Origin of the sequence: Neptunitalea chrysea (genome assembly GCF_027924145.1) — a bacterium.
In the GTDB taxonomy this organism is placed as follows: Bacteria; Bacteroidota; Bacteroidia; order Flavobacteriales; family Flavobacteriaceae; genus Neptunitalea; species Neptunitalea chrysea.
Genome location: NZ_BRVP01000021.1, coordinates 33,231 through 51,952, shown reverse-complemented (window position 1 = coordinate 51,952; position 18,722 = coordinate 33,231). Strand labels below are relative to the sequence as shown.

At 33.3% G+C, this 18,722-nt stretch carries 16 protein-coding genes; 10 read left to right on the top strand and 6 right to left on the bottom strand.

The window, feature by feature from the left end; all coding sequences use genetic code 11:
* Nucleotides 1-42: 42 nt before the first annotated feature.
* Together NBRC110019_RS13805 and NBRC110019_RS13800 are read right to left on the bottom strand one after the other, a co-directional pair.
* Nucleotides 43-1,128, bottom strand: a complete 1,086-nt coding sequence (locus NBRC110019_RS13805) for a DUF1080 domain-containing protein (protein WP_281755795.1) — start codon at nucleotides 1,126-1,128, stop codon at nucleotides 43-45.
* 70 nt (nucleotides 1,129-1,198) lie between these two features.
* Complete coding sequence (locus tag NBRC110019_RS13800; RefSeq protein WP_281755793.1) at nucleotides 1,199-2,059, bottom strand: AraC family transcriptional regulator; 861 nt, start codon at nucleotides 2,057-2,059, stop codon at nucleotides 1,199-1,201.
* Nucleotides 2,060-2,140: 81 nt separating this feature from the next.
* Between NBRC110019_RS13800 and NBRC110019_RS13795 the strand changes: the two genes are divergently transcribed.
* The 4 genes from NBRC110019_RS13795 (at nucleotide 2,141) to capB (ending at nucleotide 8,005) form a co-directional block, all read left to right on the top strand.
* Entirely contained in the window at nucleotides 2,141-3,202 is a 1,062-nt protein-coding gene (locus NBRC110019_RS13795) for a formylglycine-generating enzyme family protein (protein WP_281755791.1), read from the top strand.
* An 82-nt stretch (nucleotides 3,203-3,284) separates the two neighbouring features.
* Nucleotides 3,285-5,372 carry a S9 family peptidase gene (locus NBRC110019_RS13790; protein ID WP_281755789.1) on the top strand — a complete coding sequence of 696 codons (2,088 nt, stop codon included), beginning with the start codon at nucleotides 3,285-3,287 and terminating at the stop codon, nucleotides 5,370-5,372.
* A gap of 82 nt (nucleotides 5,373-5,454) precedes the next feature.
* The gene (gene capA / locus NBRC110019_RS13785) at nucleotides 5,455-6,495 is read left to right on the top strand and encodes a cysteate synthase (protein WP_281755787.1); all 1,041 of its coding nucleotides are present in this window, start codon (nucleotides 5,455-5,457) and stop codon (nucleotides 6,493-6,495) included.
* A 247-nt stretch (nucleotides 6,496-6,742) separates the two neighbouring features.
* Entirely contained in the window at nucleotides 6,743-8,005 is a 1,263-nt protein-coding gene (gene capB, locus NBRC110019_RS13780; protein ID WP_281755785.1) for a cysteate-C-fatty acyltransferase, read from the top strand.
* An 81-nt stretch (nucleotides 8,006-8,086) separates the two neighbouring features.
* Here capB and NBRC110019_RS13775 read toward each other — a convergent pair whose 3' ends face one another.
* A complete protein-coding gene (locus NBRC110019_RS13775) occupies nucleotides 8,087-8,908 on the bottom strand; it encodes a hypothetical protein (protein ID WP_281755784.1) in 822 nt (273 codons plus the stop codon).
* Nucleotides 8,909-8,955: 47 nt separating this feature from the next.
* The gene (gene kdsA, locus NBRC110019_RS13770) at nucleotides 8,956-9,777 is read right to left on the bottom strand and encodes a 3-deoxy-8-phosphooctulonate synthase (protein ID WP_281755782.1); all 822 of its coding nucleotides are present in this window, start codon (nucleotides 9,775-9,777) and stop codon (nucleotides 8,956-8,958) included.
* A gap of 226 nt (nucleotides 9,778-10,003) precedes the next feature.
* Between kdsA and typA the strand changes: the two genes are divergently transcribed.
* On the top strand, nucleotides 10,004-11,809 hold the full coding sequence (gene typA, locus NBRC110019_RS13765; RefSeq protein WP_281755781.1) for a translational GTPase TypA: 1,806 nt from the start codon (nucleotides 10,004-10,006) through the stop codon (nucleotides 11,807-11,809).
* 62 nt (nucleotides 11,810-11,871) lie between these two features.
* On the opposite strand, the gene NBRC110019_RS13760 is transcribed toward typA, so the two are convergent.
* Both NBRC110019_RS13760 and NBRC110019_RS13755 read right to left on the bottom strand, forming a co-directional pair.
* Nucleotides 11,872-13,098 carry a tRNA modification GTPase gene (locus NBRC110019_RS13760; RefSeq protein WP_281755778.1) on the bottom strand — a complete coding sequence of 409 codons (1,227 nt, stop codon included), beginning with the start codon at nucleotides 13,096-13,098 and terminating at the stop codon, nucleotides 11,872-11,874.
* Between the two features lie 180 nt (nucleotides 13,099-13,278).
* Nucleotides 13,279-13,653, bottom strand: a complete 375-nt coding sequence (locus NBRC110019_RS13755; RefSeq protein ID WP_281755777.1) for a Fur family transcriptional regulator — start codon at nucleotides 13,651-13,653, stop codon at nucleotides 13,279-13,281.
* Nucleotides 13,654-13,773: 120 nt separating this feature from the next.
* Between NBRC110019_RS13755 and NBRC110019_RS13750 the strand changes: the two genes are divergently transcribed.
* From NBRC110019_RS13750 to NBRC110019_RS13730, 5 genes are read left to right on the top strand one after another with little or no spacing between them, the layout of a single operon-like run.
* A complete protein-coding gene (locus NBRC110019_RS13750; protein WP_281755775.1) occupies nucleotides 13,774-14,985 on the top strand; it encodes a GTP-binding protein in 1,212 nt (403 codons plus the stop codon).
* A 32-nt stretch (nucleotides 14,986-15,017) separates the two neighbouring features.
* Entirely contained in the window at nucleotides 15,018-15,647 is a 630-nt protein-coding gene (locus tag NBRC110019_RS13745) for an ABC transporter ATP-binding protein (protein ID WP_281755772.1), read from the top strand.
* A complete protein-coding gene (locus tag NBRC110019_RS13740; RefSeq protein ID WP_281755771.1) occupies nucleotides 15,644-16,837 on the top strand; it encodes an ABC transporter permease in 1,194 nt (397 codons plus the stop codon). Before NBRC110019_RS13745 ends, NBRC110019_RS13740 begins: the two co-directional genes overlap by 4 nt.
* The gene (locus NBRC110019_RS13735; RefSeq protein ID WP_281755769.1) at nucleotides 16,824-17,279 is read left to right on the top strand and encodes a hypothetical protein; all 456 of its coding nucleotides are present in this window, start codon (nucleotides 16,824-16,826) and stop codon (nucleotides 17,277-17,279) included. Before NBRC110019_RS13740 ends, NBRC110019_RS13735 begins: the two co-directional genes overlap by 14 nt.
* On the top strand, nucleotides 17,279-18,694 hold the full coding sequence (locus NBRC110019_RS13730) for an alkaline phosphatase (RefSeq protein ID WP_281755767.1): 1,416 nt from the start codon (nucleotides 17,279-17,281) through the stop codon (nucleotides 18,692-18,694). Before NBRC110019_RS13735 ends, NBRC110019_RS13730 begins: the two co-directional genes overlap by 1 nt.
* Nucleotides 18,695-18,722: the final 28 nt, after the last annotated feature.

The window sequence follows — 18,722 nt, the reverse complement described above, 5'->3', positions numbered from 1 at the left end:
GTTAACATACCTTTTTAGACCTTCTTTTTCTTAAACTTGGTACTAATTTATATCTTCTAAACTTCCAATGAGGCCCCATCCGTTAGCTTTTTCAATAACAAAAACTTGCAGAAGGTTATTTCCTTTTTGTAATGAAAGTAGTAAAGTATTACTTTTTTTATTTAAATGTCCCATATATTGTACTCCTTTAACTTTGAAACTGTTATCTCCTATAAAAAGTTTTTTCCCGTTTAAAACTACAATACATCGGTCGCTATAGTCAAACATAAATCGCACCTCTTTTTTGCTATTACTATGAATAGTTTTGGTTGCAATGGTAAATTCTTCCGTATTATATTCAAAATTTCTGTTGCTTGTTTTCTTAATATATTTTGATATCGGCAGTAATCCATTTGGCTCTGTAGGTGCTGTTATCGTTTTTATATTATTCGGCGTTTTTGATATATACTCAGAAAGTGAATCTATTGAGGTACTTTTAGAAAGTTCCCATTCTGTAATAAGAGGTAAAGTATACACTTCAGAGGGCTCCTTTATTGCCGATAAATCATGCTTTAGCGGTTCCACTTTAAAATTTGAAAACCATCCTGGCTTTAATGCCCATAATCCTATTTTTCCGGTTGTGTTATCTGTTTTTAAAACAGGAATTTCAAGAGTTACCTCATTGTTAATTAATACCAAAGCTTTTTTAGCGTTAAAAGCAATAGTAAGTGTATTCCACTGGTTTGGTATAAATGTATAGAATGATTGTAATTGTGGATACAACTGCCAATTACTTTCGTTATTAAAAATAGGAGTGTATTGAATAGCATCGGCTTGAGATGATTTATGTTTGCGCAAGTAAACTTCCTCACTGTTATCTCCAGAATCATGAAAAATTAGTCCGGCAAAAGATCTATTGGAGTCGCAAAATATATCTACTGAAATTTCCCCCTGTTCTAACATAAAATTATTTAAAAATAAGGATCCGTTAAGTTGTAATGCTTCACGATCTTTAAATTTTGCAAAGTTAGCTTCGGTACTTGTTTTCGTGTTCCATTTTTCTTTATTAAAAGAAATTGTTGTTGACTGCGCCAATAATTGAGTTACACTACATGTAAAACAATACAATACTATAAAGCGTATTTTCATATGATTTATTTTTGGTCAAATGTAAACGAAAGTGTATTTCTAAGACCTATCAAAAATCGTCGTATTCCTATCAGTTTGATTGTTGCGATCTATAAAGAGATGGAGAGATGCCTTCTAATCTTTTAAAAAATCGAGTTAAATTATTAGGGTCGCTAAAATTTAGATCAAAGGCTATTTCTGCAACTGTTTTGTCACTAAACAAAAGTCTTGTTTTTATTTCCTGTAGTTTTCGTTGATTTAGAAGTTCAAGAGCAGAACGCCCTGTAATTTCTTTTATCTTTTTTTGAAATGAAGCAGGAGACAACCCTAAGATGGAAGCATAATCACTTACGTTTTTAGGGGTGTTAATGTGCTTTTCAATGTTTTTTTTATACTCAATTAATATCTCGTTCTTTTTAAAGTTTTCTTTTACATGGTAAGTTGTTTTAAAAATGCGGTTGAGTTTTATTAAAATAAAAAAGAGGAGTGACCTTATGACCTCAGTACTATCTGGTTTCGGGTTTTGTATTTCTAATTCCATTTCGGTAAGACAAACTTCTAACAAATTATACTCTTTTTGAGATAAGTTGATTGTAGGAGGGAGCATTAAATTGTAAAAGTAGAAGAGTCTATAGACAAACATTTTATCTTCAAAAAATTGCTCTAAAAATGCACTCTTAAATAGTAAATGAAAACCCTTTGCTGTATTGTTTTCAATAGGACATTTTTTTATTTGATTAGGTGAAGCAAATAATACAGTTCCGTTTTTTATAGGCACCGTAAAACCATTGGTATGAAAATTGACATTACCATTTTTAAATATCATTATTTCAAAAAAGTCGATGGTGTGTATATTAGGTTCAAAATCAAGATGCGGATTATTCTCAAAACGATGTAAATCCATATCTAGTTTAAAACCATATTTAGTGTCATTAAATAAAAAATGTCTCATAACAATTTATAAGAAACCATTAAATAGGTTAGTTTAGCCTGTTTTTTAAATGTAATTAAAATTGTCTTTAAAATAAAATACATGTTTAGAATAATCATAGCCGTATTTTTAGGGTTGGTAACAATTAAAAGTACTGCCCAATTAAGTGCTCTAGAAGATCAGTTTGTTTTTGTAAAAGGGAGTAATGATACCATTCCGGTATTTGGTGCTGGTTTATTTGAAGATGAAGGAGATTCTATTCCAGAATATTTGGTGAATGAATTAAAAGATTTTTATATCAGTAAAACATGTGTAACTGTTGGTGATTATAAGATGTTTTGTTCTAAAACAGAAAAAAGTATGCCCGAGCCTCCCAAATGGGGTTGGACTGATGATACAAAGCCAATGGTTAATATCAACTATAAGGATGCCTTAGATTATTGTACTTGGTTAAGTGATAGTTTACAAATTAAAGTACGATTACCACACCAAGAGGAATGGGTTTATGCTGCAAATAATGGAGGTTTTGTAGATCCGATAAATTTTGATTCAATACCAAATAATATAAAGAAGTTAGCCGTTTTTAAGAATAGTAGTGCTACCAATATACAGCTTTGTGTTACTTGTAAAGAGCCTAATAAAATTGGTATTTATAATATGCTTGGCAATGTATGGGAATGGGCTGATGGTTGGTTTTATAATACCGATGCTGAAGAGCCTGAAATAAATGAAGAATTGCATATGGTTGTTGGCGGAAGTTACCTTTCTCCTAAAAGGGACATGTATTTAAATAAGGCATTAATGATACCAGAAAGCACTCGAAAAAAGGATATAGGTTTTAGAGTTGCGATTAGTTTGGAAGATTATTTAAAGGCTAAACTTATTGTAAAGCTGAATAATTATTTGAATGATTTAGCTATTGATAAAAATGAGATGCAATTTACTTATAAGGGAATTCTATGTAGCGATACGCTTGTTTCCTGGGATGCTTTTATAAAGCTTTCAGTAGATTATGAATTGCGTAAAATTGTTATTGATTACAAAACGCCTAACGAAGAATTTAAAACAGCTGAGGTTTTATATCCCGAAAATAAGGAGAAAGAAATAGCTAAGTTTCATACATACTTTTTAGTGATTTCTGATTATTTTTTGCCCAAAGAATAAATAACTTAAAAGGTAATTCTATGGTTACCCAATAAACTATTTAGAAAGTTTTATTTTTGCCTATCAAAATTAAAAATAGAGTATGGCTTTAAAAGCTCCTTCCGCTAAAAGAATTCCTGAAATTCTTGAAATGCATAATGATAAAAGAGTTGATGATTATTTCTGGATGCGACTTTCAGATGAACAAAAAGCAGCAGAAAATCTAGATGAGCAAACGAAAGATGTTGTAGATTATCTAAATGCAGAAAACGATTATACAGATACTGTAATGGCTCATACGAAAGGCTTTCAAAAAAGTCTTTTTGAGGAAATGAAGGGTAGAATTAAAGAGCAAGACGAATCTGTACCTTATAAGTATAATGGTTATTGGTACATTACCAAATATGAAGAAGGAAAAGATTATCCTATATACACTAGAAAGAAGGAAGCTCTAGATGCACCTGAAGAATTGTTGTTTGATTGTAATGAAATGGCTAAAGGCCATAGTTATTTTAAACTTTCTGGTATTAATATTAGTCCAGATAATAAGTATGTAGCATATGGAGTAGATACGGTTAGTAGAAGAATTTATACCATTCGTATTAAGAATCTAGAAACAGGTGAGATTTTACCTTATGAAATTGTAAATACAACGGGAGGAAGTACATGGGCTAATGACAATAAAACATTGTTTTTTACCCGTAAAGATGATCAAACATTACGTTCAGATCGTATTTATAAATACGTATTAGGAGGAGATCCAACCTTAGCAGATTTAATTTATAAAGAAGAAGACGAAACCTTCTATACGTTTGTTTATAAATCAAAGTCAAGAAAGTACATTATAATAGGGTCTGCTAGTACATTAACTTCTGAATATCGCTTTTTAAATGCAGATACTCCAGAAGCAGAATTTCAAATTTTTCAACCACGAATAAGAGGAATAGAGTACAGTATAGCGCACTTCGAAGATTCGTTTTATGTGATTACCAATGCCGATGATGCTAGTAATTTTAAATTAATGAAAACACATGAAACAGCAACAACTAAAGAAAATTGGAAGACGGTGTTACCGCATAGAACGGAAACCTTATTAGAAGATATAGATATTTTTAAAAACTTTTTGGTTGTAAGTGAGCGAACTAATGGTCTTAATATGATATGGATAAAACGTTGGGATGGCACTGAAGATTATTATTTGCCATTTGATAACGAAACATATACTGCTTATACAACAACCAATGTTGAGTTTGATACTGAGATACTTCGTTTTGCATATAACGCTTTAAGTACTCCTAGTTCTCTTATTGATTTTAATATGGTAAGCAAGGAGAAAACTGTATTAAAGGAACAAGAAGTTTTAGGGGGAAAGTTTGATAAAAATAATTATGCATCTGAACGTCTTTGGGCACCCGCAGCAGATGGAGCTGAGGTACCAATGTCTATAGTTTACAGAAAAGATACAGAGATTAATGAAAATACGCCCTTGCTTTTATATGGTTATGGCTCGTATGGATCAACTATAGACCCTTATTTCTCAACGGTACGACTAAGTTTATTAGATAGAGGTTTTGTATATGTAATTGCACATATTAGAGGAGGAGAGTATCTTGGAAGACAATGGTATGAAAATGGTAAATTGTTAAAAAAGAAAAATACATTTACCGATTTTATTGATTGTGCCAAACATTTGATAAAAGTTAATTATACATCGGCTAACCATTTATATGCTATGGGAGGTTCTGCCGGAGGTTTGCTTATGGGAGCGGTTATAAATATGGCTCCAGAATTGTTTAAAGGGGTAATTGCGGCAGTACCGTTTGTAGATGTTGTATCTACTATGTTAGATGAAACCATACCTTTAACAACAGGAGAATTTGATGAATGGGGGAATCCAAAAGAAGAAGAATATTATACATATATTAAGAGTTATTCACCGTATGATAATGTAGAAGCTCAATCCTATCCAAATATGTTGGTAACAACTGGTTATCACGATTCTCAGGTGCAATATTGGGAACCTGCTAAATGGGTCGCCAAATTGCGTGAGCTAAAACAAGATACGCATTTATTACTCTTAAGAACTAATATGAAAACGGGACATGGTGGGGCATCCGGACGATTTGAGTCGTTAAAGGAAGTAGCTGAGGAATATGCTTTTTTATTAGATTTAGAAGGTATAGAACAATAATTAAAAAAAATAAGTTACATTTGTATGGTTTTGTGGTTTTAAAAGTAATAGAATAAAGAACCATTACCCTAACAATAACAATATGGAACATAAGATAGATGCTTATAACAACGTATTAGAGCTTGTAGGCAATACCCCCCTGATTAAATTGAATAAAATCACTTCAAATGTTCAAGGTAATTTTTACGCTAAAGTAGAGGCGTTTAATCCGGGGCACTCTTCTAAAGACAGAATTGCACTTCATATTATTGAGGATGCTGAAAGAAAAGGTATTCTTAAGCCTGGAGACACAATTATTGAGACTACCTCTGGTAATACAGGGTTTAGTATTGCAATGGTGAGTATGATTAAAGGTTATGACTGTATTCTTGCAGTAAGCTCAAAATCATCTCCTGATAAAATTGATATGTTGAGGGCTATGGGAGCAAAGGTATATGTATGCCCTGCTAACGTAAGTGCCGATGATCCAAGATCATATTATGAAGTTGCAAAAAGACTACATGAAGAGGTAAAAGGATCAATATATATTAATCAATATTTTAACGATCTTAATTTAGAGGCTCATTACCGTAGTACTGGTCCTGAAATTTGGGAACAAACAAAAGGACAAATCACTCACTTAATAGCTTGTAGTGGTACGGGAGGTACAATTTCAGGTACAGCTAAGTATTTAAAAGAACAAAACCCAAATGTTAAAATTATAGGGGTTGATGCTTACGGATCAGTTCTTAAAAAATACCACGAAACAAGAGAGTTTGATTCTAACGAAATATATCCTTACCGAATAGAAGGATTAGGTAAAAACTTAATTCCTACAGCAACCGATTTTGATGTAATTGATCACTTTGTGAAAGTTACAGATGAAGAAAGTGCACATACTGCTAGAGAAATCTCTAAAACGGAAGGATTATTTGTTGGGTATACTTCAGGTGCAGCAATGCAAGCTATAAAACAACTTTCTGAAGAAGGAGAATTTGATGAAAATAGTATAGTTATTGCAATTTTCCCAGACCACGGGTCAAGATATATGAGTAAAGTATACAGTGATAAGTGGATGAGTGATCAAGGTTTCTTCGATAGTAAAAATGTTGAGGAAGAGCAAAAAATAGAATACATAAAATAAGTATTTTTTTAATGAAATATAGTAAAGAAAGCAGCCTTTTAAGGGTTGCTTTCTTACTTTGTTAAAATACTTTCAACTTATTGATAATTAATAAATTTAGGTAGAAGTACATGAGGAAAGTTGCTAAATATCTGTTTTTTCTGCAGTATATGGGAACTTGAGCCTTGTAAAATGCGAAATAAATTATTATGAATGCTAACTAAAAATAATTACTTTTGCCTGATTTCAAATACAATTGCTTCATAAAATGGTAAAAGATTTATTCGAGAGAATACAGCAGAACAAAGGGCCTCTAGGTAAGTGGGCAAAGCATGCCGAAGGATACTATGTATTTCCAAAATTGGAAGGTGAGCTTAGTCCAAGAATGAAATTTAGAGGAAAAGATATTTTAAACTGGAGTATTAATGATTACTTAGGTTTGGCTAACCATCCTGAAGTTAGAAAGGTAGATGCAGAGGTAGCTCAAGAGTATGGAGCAGCATATCCTATGGGAGCTAGAATGATGAGTGGCCATACAACAATTCATGAGCAATTACAGAATGAACTTGCTGAGTTTGTTAAAAAAGAAGCTGCTTATGTACTTAATTTTGGATATCAGGGTATGGTGTCTATTATTGATGCTTTGGTAACTAAAAATGATGTAATTGTTTATGATGTAGATGCACACGCTTGTATTATCGATGGCGTACGTTTACACCATGGTAAGCGTTTTACGTATCAGCATAACGATATTGAAAGTTTAGAGAAAAACTTACAACGTGCTACTAGAATAGCAGATGAAACTAACGGAGGTATTTTAGTAATTACTGAAGGAGTTTTTGGAATGCGTGGTCAGCAGGGTAAGTTAAAAGAAATTATAGCTTTAAAAGAAAAGTATAATTTTAGAGTTCTAGTAGATGATGCGCACGGATTTGGTACATTAGGTGCTACTGGTGCAGGAGCAGGTGAAGAGCAAGGTTGTCAGGACGGTATCGATGTATATTTTTCTACCTTCGCAAAGTCTATGGCAAGTATAGGTGCTTTTGTAGCTGCAGATCAAGATACTATTGATTATCTTAAGTATAATCTTCGTTCTCAGATGTTCGCTAAGTCATTACCAATGATTTATACTAAAGGTGCTTTAAAGCGCCTTAATATGCTTAAAACAATGCCAGAGCTTAAAGAAAGGCTTTGGGAAAATGTAAATGGCTTACAAAACGGTTTAAAAGAACGTGGATTTAATATTGGTGATACTAATACATGTGTTACACCAGTGTACCTTGAAGGAAGTATTCCTGAAGCAATGGCTATGGTAAACGATCTACGTGAGAATTATGGTGTATTTTTATCTATTGTGGTATACCCGGTAATTCCTAAGGGAATTATTTTATTACGTATGATACCAACATCATCTCATAATGCTAGTGATATAGAAGAAACCTTAACAGCTTTTGAAGCAATTAGAGAAAAGCTTGTTAATGGTACTTATAAGCGTATTTCTGCTGCTGTTAGTCAGGCAATGGAAGGGTAGTTTATTAAGTAATAAATTATAATAGAAAAGGCTTTATCAAATTGATAAAGCCTTTTCTATTATAAGAATATGTTAAATAGTTTATATTTTAAAGATAACACCAAACGATATAAGTCTTTCAAAAAATATAAAGTGTTGAGATGCTTTATCAGAAGGGTCATTGGTTGTTCTGATATTAGGCATATTAATATAACCTTGTTTTAAAGAGCCTTTTACAAAGAAGTGCTTAAAGAGGGTTAGGTTTAAACCTATATCAGCAGATAGACCGTATCCTGAAACATGAAAATCATCATGACGTTCTTTGCCTAGTAAAGTAGCATTTGTTTTAGGGAACAAAATACCAGCACCAACACCTTCCGTTAGATTTATTTGGAAAACATCTGTATTAATAGTAGATGAAATAAGGTGTGTTAAATCATCAAATCTTGAAAAGCCAAGGTGTATGTAGTTTAATCCGTCAGTATGTTCAAACATTAAGAAATCTTCAGTCATAAAAACATCCTCACTTGCATATACTCCGTTGTATTGAGAACCTGGTTCTGAATCGGGTAAATTAATACCACCACTAACGGTTGCTTTTTGATATTGTGTCATCACATATTTCATGTGATCTACCTTAAATGCAATGTTGTAGTGATCAGAAATAAAATAACCTAATTCAAAATTAGTTTGTGGAATAGTCATTCTTGAAGGATTTATGTAATCTATACTCCATCCTCTTGGTTTATCATGAGCACTGGCATCATATACCGTAAAATCGTAACCGTTTCCTGTAAAGTGTATATCAGAATCGGTATAATTGGCAGTATTACCACCAAAAAGAACAAAGAACTTGCCTTTATTATGACTGGTGTATTTTTCTACTGTTTCCTCTTCCTGAGCAAAACTTGTTAAAACTGCCATGCTAAGACAGCATATAGCTAAAAGCTTTTTTTGCATTATTGGGGGTATTAATCTAAATTGTTAATTGTTTGTCTGATAGCTGTTAAGTTTGTTAAAACTTTTTCTAAGTAATCTAGGTGTAACATATTTGCTCCGTCACTTTTAGCATTTGCTGGATCAAAATGTGTTTCCATAAATAAACCATCTACACCAGTTGCAATACCTGCACGTGCAATAGTTTCAATCATATCAGGACGTCCTCCTGTTACTCCGCTTGTTTGGTTTGGTTGTTGTAAGCTATGCGTTACATCTAAAACAGTAGGAGCAAATTGTTTCATGGTAGGTATACCTCTAAAATCTACAATCATGTCTTGGTAGCCAAACATAGTTCCTCTATCAGTAATCATTACCTGTTGGTTCTTACAATCTAACACTTTAGTAACTGCGTGTTTCATGCTTTCAGGACTCATAAATTGTCCTTTCTTTAAGTTTACTACCTTACCCGTATTTGCAGCGGCAACTACCAAATCGGTTTGACGTACCAAGAATGCAGGTATTTGTAACACATCTACATAAGCTGCAGCCATCTCAGCATCGCTAATCTCATGTATATCTGTAACGGTAGGAACATTAAAAGTTTCAGAAACTTTTTTAAGTATTTTTAAGGCCTTTTCATCGCCAATGCCTGTGAAGGAATCAATGCGGCTACGGTTGGCCTTTTTAAAACTGCCTTTAAAAATGTAAGGAATACTTAACTTGTCTGTAATAGCAATCACTTTTTCGGCTATACGTAAAGCCATGTCTTCTCCTTCAATGGCGCAGGGACCGGCTAAAAGAAAGAAGTTGTTGCTTTCCAGATTCTTAAGTTTTGGAATTGCATTTAAATCCATAAAAAAATATCTTCTTAAAAAGTGATGCAAAGATACAATATTTCTATCTGTATTACCGCGCGAATGCTGCTAATTAGAATATGAAATACCATTTGGAAAGATATGGTTTTGTAATTATTTAATTATTAATTGGTTAAGTTTTTTAATTAATTTCATAAATGGTTGGGATAATGCTTTATAAGTTAAAAAAATAAAACTAAATTTGCGCCCTTAAATACATTACTTAATGACACCCATTAAAAATATTGCCATTATTGCACACGTTGACCACGGTAAAACCACATTGGTTGACAAGATTTTGCATCACTGTGAATTGTTTAGAGACAATCAGGAAACAGGAGAACTGATTCTTGATAACAATGATCTTGAGAGAGAACGTGGAATTACCATTCTTTCTAAAAACGTATCGGTTAATTATAAGGGAACAAAAATTAATATTATCGATACTCCTGGCCACGCCGATTTTGGAGGTGAGGTAGAACGTGTATTAAACATGGCAGACGGTGTGTTGTTATTGGTTGATGCATTTGAAGGGCCAATGCCACAAACTCGTTTTGTGTTGCAGAAAGCTATTGAAATGAAGTTGAAGCCTTGTGTTGTTGTGAACAAGGTAGATAAAGAAAATTGTACTCCCGACGAAGTACATGAAGCGGTTTTTGATTTAATGTTTGAATTAGGAGCTGAAGAGTGGCAGTTAGACTTTCCAACCGTTTATGGTTCTGCTAAAAACAACTGGATGTCTGATGACTGGCAAAATGAAACAACTAACATTGAACCATTGTTAGATATGGTAGTAGAACATATTCCTTCTCCAAAAGTAGAGGAAGGTGCTACTCAGATGTTAATTACATCATTAGATTATTCTTCATTTACAGGTCGTATTGCTATTGGTAGATTGCAAAGAGGTACATTACAATCTGGAATGAACATCTCCTTAGTAAAGAGAGATGGGGCTATAGCAAAATCAAGAATTAAAGAATTACATGTATTTGATGGTTTAGGCCGTATGAAGGTAGATGAAATTCAGGCAGGGGATATTTGTGCTATTGCTGGTTTAGATGGTTTCGAAATTGGTGATACTATAGCTGATTTTGAAAACCCAGAAGCACTACCTACCATTGCTATTGATGAACCAACTATGAGTATGTTGTTTACAATTAATGACTCTCCTTTCTTTGGTAAAGATGGTAAGTTTGTTACGTCTCGTCACATTAAAGACAGATTGGCTAAGGAGTTAGAAAAGAACTTGGCATTACGTGTAATGGAAACAGATAGCGCAGATAAATTTATGGTATTTGGTAGAGGTGTATTACACTTATCGGTACTTATAGAAACTATGCGTAGAGAAGGGTACGAGCTTCAAATTGGGCAGCCTCAAGTAATTATTAAAGAGGTTGATGGTGTGAAGTGTGAACCTGTAGAGGAATTAACTATTGACTTACCTGAAAATGTTTCTGGTAAAGCAGTAGAAATGGTTACAACTCGTAAAGGTGAAATGCTTAGTATGGAGCCTAAAGGTGAGCGTATGATTGTGAGATTTAATATTCCTTCTCGTGGAATTATTGGATTGCGTAACCAATTGCTTACTGCTACGGCTGGTGAGGCTATTATGAATCACCGTTTCTTAGAGTATCAACCGTATAAAGGTGAAATTCCAGGGAGAAATAACGGTTCTTTAATTTCTATGGAAAAAGGAACTGCAATTCCTTATTCATTAGATAAATTACAAGATAGAGGTAAGTTCTTCATTCATCCTGGTGAAGATATCTACACAGGTCAGGTAATTGGAGAAAATTCTCGTAGTGATGATATGGTTGTGAATGTTACGAAAACGAAAAAACTTTCGAACGTACGTTCTGCTGGTGCTGATGATAAGGTAAAATTAGCTCCACCAATTAAATTCTCTTTAGAGGAAGCTTTAGAATATATTCAGAAAGATGAATATGTAGAGGTAACTCCTAAAACAATGCGTTTACGTAAAATCTATTTAGATGAAAACGAGCGTAAGCGTATGGAAAAACAATTAGGATAATAAATATTCCAACGTATATTTTAAAAGGGCTTGTATATAAATACAAGCCCTTTTTAGTTGTGTTAAAATATCGTATATCCTAAAATTAAAGATGTTGTTTTATAGTCTGCCGTCCAATTGATATAATTAGATAATAGGTTCCTTGTAGTGTTTTGTCTTAATTGAATACTTAGTTTATCATGTCTATAGCCTATACCTATGCCAAAATTCTGATTGGTTTTTAGTTCATTATAGGCAGTTCTAGTAGACATATAGAAGTCGTTTTTTAGCATAAAGTCAAAAGGGTAATAACAAGCATCAATAAAAATAGAGTTGTTGTCATTTATGAAGAAGTAATGACGTAGTCCTATTGGTACTTCTATAGATGCGTAATCTAACGAATAATTAATATCATAATAGGTCGTTGTTTTAGTAGTTTCCTCCTTATAGCCTTGATAAGAAGGTTCTAAAAAGATAGCCCATTTATTGTTATTGAAAGGAAGTATGAACTCTAATTCTATACCACCTCTTAGAGTAGCTTTAGTGTCGAATGAGGCACTGTAATATGAATAATCTTTAGTTGATAGGGATGGCCCTGCAAAATTAGCACCCAGTTTAATTCTTGTATTAATTTGCCATTTATTAGATGTCTTTGTTGTTTTATTTTTTACTTTATCATCTTTAGATAGTCCACAATTATTATAAGTAGTATATACTTTTATTAAATCAGATTTATGGTACGATATGGTTTTTATATAATCTTTAGTTAAGTCAGGACATTTGAGTGTATTTATAATTTGTTGTTTAAAATATTCATTTTTAGAAGCTTTTAAAGTGGTTGTCATAAAATTTTTGAATACCAAGGCTATAGGAGCTTCCGACGAGTTGCTAAATTTGTAAAAGTATCTTGTTTTATCTGCTTGTTTGAATACATATAGATTGACTTTACCAGATAATAATTCTTTTAAAAAAACAGTTTCAGATTTAAATTCCGGATTTCTTTGTTTACTATATGAGGCAATAATGTCACTGGAGTGGTCAATGTTAACGGTTGCTTTTATATATTTAAATGTGTTTGCATCATCTGCAAATTCTTGAATAGCTTGTAGGTCTCCAGTTAGAGTTTCGGAGTTTTCAGAAAGTTTATATTTAAAGGTAGTAGGATTAAAATTCCAGTCGTTATTCTTAATTAGGCAATTAACTTTTTCGCCATTTGTTTTAATAATATAACCGTTCTTAAATTTAGTTTGTGCATTTATGGGTTGTATATATATAATATACAGCACTGTAAGCAGTAATATATTTCTCATAGTTGTTTGTTTATTTATTGTATATAAAGATAAATAAATAGTATAGAAACTACAAGGTAATAGTAGGCGTATTTTTATACTGTTATCACAAAGGATTAAACGGCAAACATTTGTAAAGTATTACATAATTATTTCTAATACCTTGTAGGTAAGCTCAGGAGATTTAAGAATGCTAATGTATTATTTACATTTAGGGCATACACCCGATAAGGTAAAATTTACTTCCGCTACTTTGTACCCTTTAGGAAGATTAAAGGAGGGTTCTACATTTTCTAAGCATGTTACATCACCACATTTTACACAATTGAAGTGGGCGTGATTGTGATGATGTTTATTCTGGGTAGAGCAGTTATGACAGCTGGCATATTTTAAGACGCCATTTACATTCGTAAATTTATGAATAATGCCTTCTTTTTCAAGACGTTCTAAAACTCTGTATACAGTAACTCTATTGCACAAACCGTCAAGTTGTGTCTCTACCTCTGATGGAGATAAGGCAACTTCTGAGGTAGTAATTAACTGCTCAATTTCTTGTTTAGCTACGGTGTTTCGCATTTTTTTAACATTTTTTTATAAACGCAACTATGTTGCATTAATAGATAAGCTTTACATTTGCAACAGTGTTGCAGTAAATATACAACATTTTAATGTGTAATTTGTAAATACAATACCTATATGCAAAACAAGAAGCTTCCGGTAACTGTTTTAAGTGGATTTTTAGGAGCAGGAAAAACAACTTTATTAAATCATATACTTCATAATAAACAAGGACTTAAAGTAGCTGTTATTGTAAATGATATGAGCGAAGTTAATATAGATTCTCAGTTGGTTGAAAATGAACACACACTTTCCCGAACAGAGGAGAAACTTGTAGAAATGAGTAATGGTTGCATCTGTTGTACACTAAGAGAAGATTTAATGGTGGAGGTAGAAAAGCTGGCAAAGCAAGATCGTTTTGATTATTTGCTTATTGAAGGTACTGGTATTGCTGAACCTATACCGGTGGCACAAACGTTTACTTTTGAAAGTGAGGATGGAACTATAGATTTGAGTAAGTTTAGTTATATAGATACCATGGTTACTGTGGTAGATGCTTTTAATTTCTTAAAAGACTTTTCGAGTCCTGATTATTTAACAACTCGTGATTTAACAGATATACCAGGAGATGGCAGAACTATTGTGAATCTATTGACAGATCAGGTTGAGTTTGCGAATGTAATAATATTAAATAAGGTAGATTTAGTTTCTGAAGAGCAACTAAAAGAGTTGTATGCTATTATTCAAAAATTAAACCCGGAGGCTATCATTGTTCCTGCTACAAATGGAAATGTACCTGTTAATAGTATTGTAAATACGGGCTTGTTCGATTATGAAAAAGCAGAAAGGTCTGCCGGGTGGATTAAAGAATTGGAAGAGGAACATATCCCTGAAACCGAGGAATATGGTATCGGATCATTTGTTTTTCTCAGTAGGCGACCCTTTCACCCTGAACGTTTTATGGATTTTATAAACCAGGAATTTCCTAGAAATATCATCAGGAGCAAAGGGTTGTTTTGGTTAGCTTCAAGGCCTGATCAAGCATTGGTTTGGAGTTCGGCTGGTGGTTCGTGTAAGGCAGATAGTGCCGGAGTATGGTGGGCTTCTATGCCATTTAGCAGAAGGATTAATTATGCGCCTTTTTTAGAAAATAAGGAGTTTATAGAAAAAAATTGGGACCCTGTCTTTGGAGACCGAAAGATCGAATTGGTTTTTATTGGTCAGTACCTTAATAAAGAAAAGATCATGAAAAAGCTTAAAGAATGCTTGATAACCGACTTAGAGGTGAAAATGTTTGAGAACGGAGGTCTTTTTGAGAATGATCAATGGCCTATAGCAACATATAATTAATAGGAATTCAAAATATAGTTCCCCACCATAATATGATAGAAACACAGAATCTTACATATCAGTACAGTAAGAATGATGAGCTATTAACATTTCCTGATATTACCCTAAAACATAAGGATGGTTTATTGATTCTAGGTAAATCAGGAATCGGGAAAACAACCCTGCTACATTTATTTGCAGGGTTGCTTACTCCCACTTCAGGGTCTATAAAAATAGACGAAATACAAATAGAAACACTTTCTTCCACAAAATTAGATGCCTTTAGAGGGAGTGCTATTGGATTGGTTTTTCAGAAGAATAGAGCTTTGCGGTCATTAACGGTGGTTGAAAATTTACAGGCGCGTTTATTTTTTAATCGTAAACCTGAAGATATGAAGGTTATTAATGATGTTTTGCTACAATTAGATTTAGATAATTGTAAGCATAAAAAGGTAAATGAATTAAGCGTGGGGCAATCGCAACGCCTAGGTATTGCTATGGCTATTGTACATAAACCTAAACTTATTCTGGCAGATGAACCTACTTCGAGTTTGGATGATGAAAATTGTAATAGAGTTATGAAGTTGTTATTAGATCAAGCTGCTATTACGCATGCAAATCTTATTGTAATTACGCACGACCATAGAGTAATGCCTTTATTTTCAAATGTATTGAAGTTATGATGAATGTTTGGAAAATTAGTGTAAAGAACACTTTAAGTAAACCACTTGATGTGCTTTTAACAGTACTTTTTTTAGGAGTAAGTATTGCATTGTTACTTGGAGTGGAAGAATTAAATGAGTCTTTTAAAAATAAATTTAATAACAATTTGGGTGGTGTTGATTTAGTTATCGGTGCCAAGGGAAGTTCGTTACAATTAGTAATGGCTTCCCTTTTACATTTAGATAGCCCAACAGGAAATATACCTTATGAGGAAGCTTTAAAAATTAGCCGTAATAAATTAGTTAAAAAGGCTATTCCTATATCTTATGGGGATAATTATTTAGGGTACCGTATTGTTGGGACTACCAATGATTTTCCTGAAATATATAATGCTACCATTGCTGAGGGTAGAGCCCCTGAGAAAGCTTTTGAGGTAGCAATAGGCGCTGTTTTGGCAGAAAAGGAACACCTGCATATAGGGGATACTTTTAAAAGTACCCATGGGTTAGTTTCAGATGGGCATGTGCATAATAAAGTAATGACTATAGTAGGAATTTACACAAAGACTAATCAGGTGTTAGATAAGTTACTGGTTACTCCTTTAGAAAGTGTTTGGCGTATGCATGAACATCATGATGAAGAACATCATGATGATGATAAACCAAAAGAAGTAACAGCGTTACTGGTAAAATTTAGAACGCCTATAGGGTTGCTTACTTTTCCAAGAAAGATTAATGAGTCTACAAACATGCAGGCGGCTTTACCAAAGTACGAAATGGAGAAGCTATTTAACTTTATTGGTGTAGGTGTTACCACGGTTAATTGGATAGCCTATTTAATACTTGGTTTATCTTGTCTTGGATTGGGTATTAACTTTTTAAAATTAGTGAAAGAGCGTGCTTATGACTTGGCTTTGTTACGTACCTATGGTGCCCGTATTTCTGAACTTATTAGAATTATTTTATACGAAGGACTTATTATTACGGGCGTAGCTATTATTATTGGGCTACTACTATCTCAGCTAATTGTATACTGTATACCCCATGTTCTGAACATTGAGGTGTTTCAGGATCTTACGTTGTTTATTCCATATATAAGTTTTGTTAAAGTAATAGGATTATTATTGGGTATTCTTGTGGTAACGGTATTTATAGCCATTATACCTATAACCAAAATGAAAATATCAAAAGTGTTAAATGATGAAGTATAAAATTTTTATAATTTGCTTGCTTTTGTTTACTGTAACTAGGTTACAAGCCCAGAAAATGATTACTTGGGATGACTTAGCAGAAGTAACCTTTTCTCAAAAATATTTTGAAGAATATGGGGATTATTTTTTAACACCCAATTTTAAAGAATCTGTAAAACTACTTGAAGGGAAAAGAGTAAGCCTTACAGGCTATTTCTTGAATATTAGTCCAGAGGAAAGTATTTATATATTATCTAAAACTCCAATGTCGGCCTGTTTCTTTTGTGGTGTAGGAGGTCCTGAAACAGCTGTAGAATTACAGTTTTTGGCAAAACCTTTTTTTAAAACGGACGAAATAGTTACGGTAACTGGTGTTTTAAAGTTGAATGCAAATGATGTAGAGCATTTTAATTACATACTTACTTCTTGTGTGGCAAGATTTGCAATCAAAAAAACAAAATAATGAATAGACGAAATTTCTTTAGGAATGCAACGCTCTCTACTGCAGGAGCCATGTTGTTAAATCCCATAGAGACGCTGGGGTTCAATTTTGAGGATAGAAAGTTAAACAGTAAGGCTGCTAAAAACATTATTATGTTGGTGAGTGATGGTATGAGTACCGGAACGTTGAATATGGCTGATATGTACTTAAGTCGTAAAACCGGTATAGGAAGTAATTGGTTGCAACTGTATAGAGATAATAAGGTTAGTAGGGCATTAATGGATATGGCGTCTGCTAGTTCTATTGTAACAGATTCTGCGGCAGCGAGTTCATCATGGGGTGGAGGTGTACGTATTCCTAACGGATCTATTAATGTAAGTACCAATGGAGAAGAACACATGCCTTTGTGGCAAAAGTTTATGGCGGCAGGTAAAAAAGCAGGATGCGTTACTACAGTACCTATTACGCATGCTACTCCGGCCGGATTTTGTGTGAATCAAAAATCAAGAAATGATCAGGAGCGTATTGCAGAAAAGTATGTAGACTTAAAACTTGATGTGCTTTTAGGGGGTGGAAGTAAATATTTTGATGCGAATACCAGAAAGGATAAAAGAAATATGTTTGAGGTATATGAACAACAAGGTTATTATGTAGCTCAAAATAGAGAAAAACTGTTAGGGGCTCCTTCAGATAAGCGATTGTTAGGTGTATTTGCTGAAAATGGGCTTCCTTATGCTAAAGATAGATATAGTAGTAGCCAACTTACCAATAGTACGCCAAGTATTGCAGAAATGATAGCGGTAGCTATTACTAATTTAAAAGGTTCAGCAGAGGGATTTGTATTAATGGTGGAAGGAGGTAAAGTGGACTGGGCAGCTCATGCTAATGATATTACCGCTTTAATTTATGACCAAGTGGCATTTGATGAGGCTGTTAAAGAAGCTATTGATTTTGCAGAGGAAGATGGAGAAACCCTAGTAATTATTACAACCGATCATGGAAATGCAAATCCGGGAGTTATTTATGGAGCTAAGGCGAATGAACATTTTGACGGGATTCAAAAGTTTACGCAAACAAATGAATGGATATTAAATGGTGTGGATAAGAACACCACAATTAACCAGTTAAAAGAACGTATTCAGTATGCAAATGGGGTTGGTTTATCGGATGCTGATGTATCTCACTTATTAAGTTACTATAAGGAGGATATACCGCAGGAAAGCGGATTGTATAATCCTAAAAAATTACCATTTAGAGTATTAGCTGAAATACAAAAAGGGTATACTTCGGTAGGATGGATTAGTATGAATCATTCTGCAGATTATGTAGAATTAGCTATGTATGGTCCTGGTAGTGAGTTAGTGCCTCCTTTTGTTAAAAATACCGATTTACATTATTTAATGTTAACAGCAGCCGAAGTAGAAAATAAGTTTTAATAGATAGTGTTTTATGTAGCATTTTTAA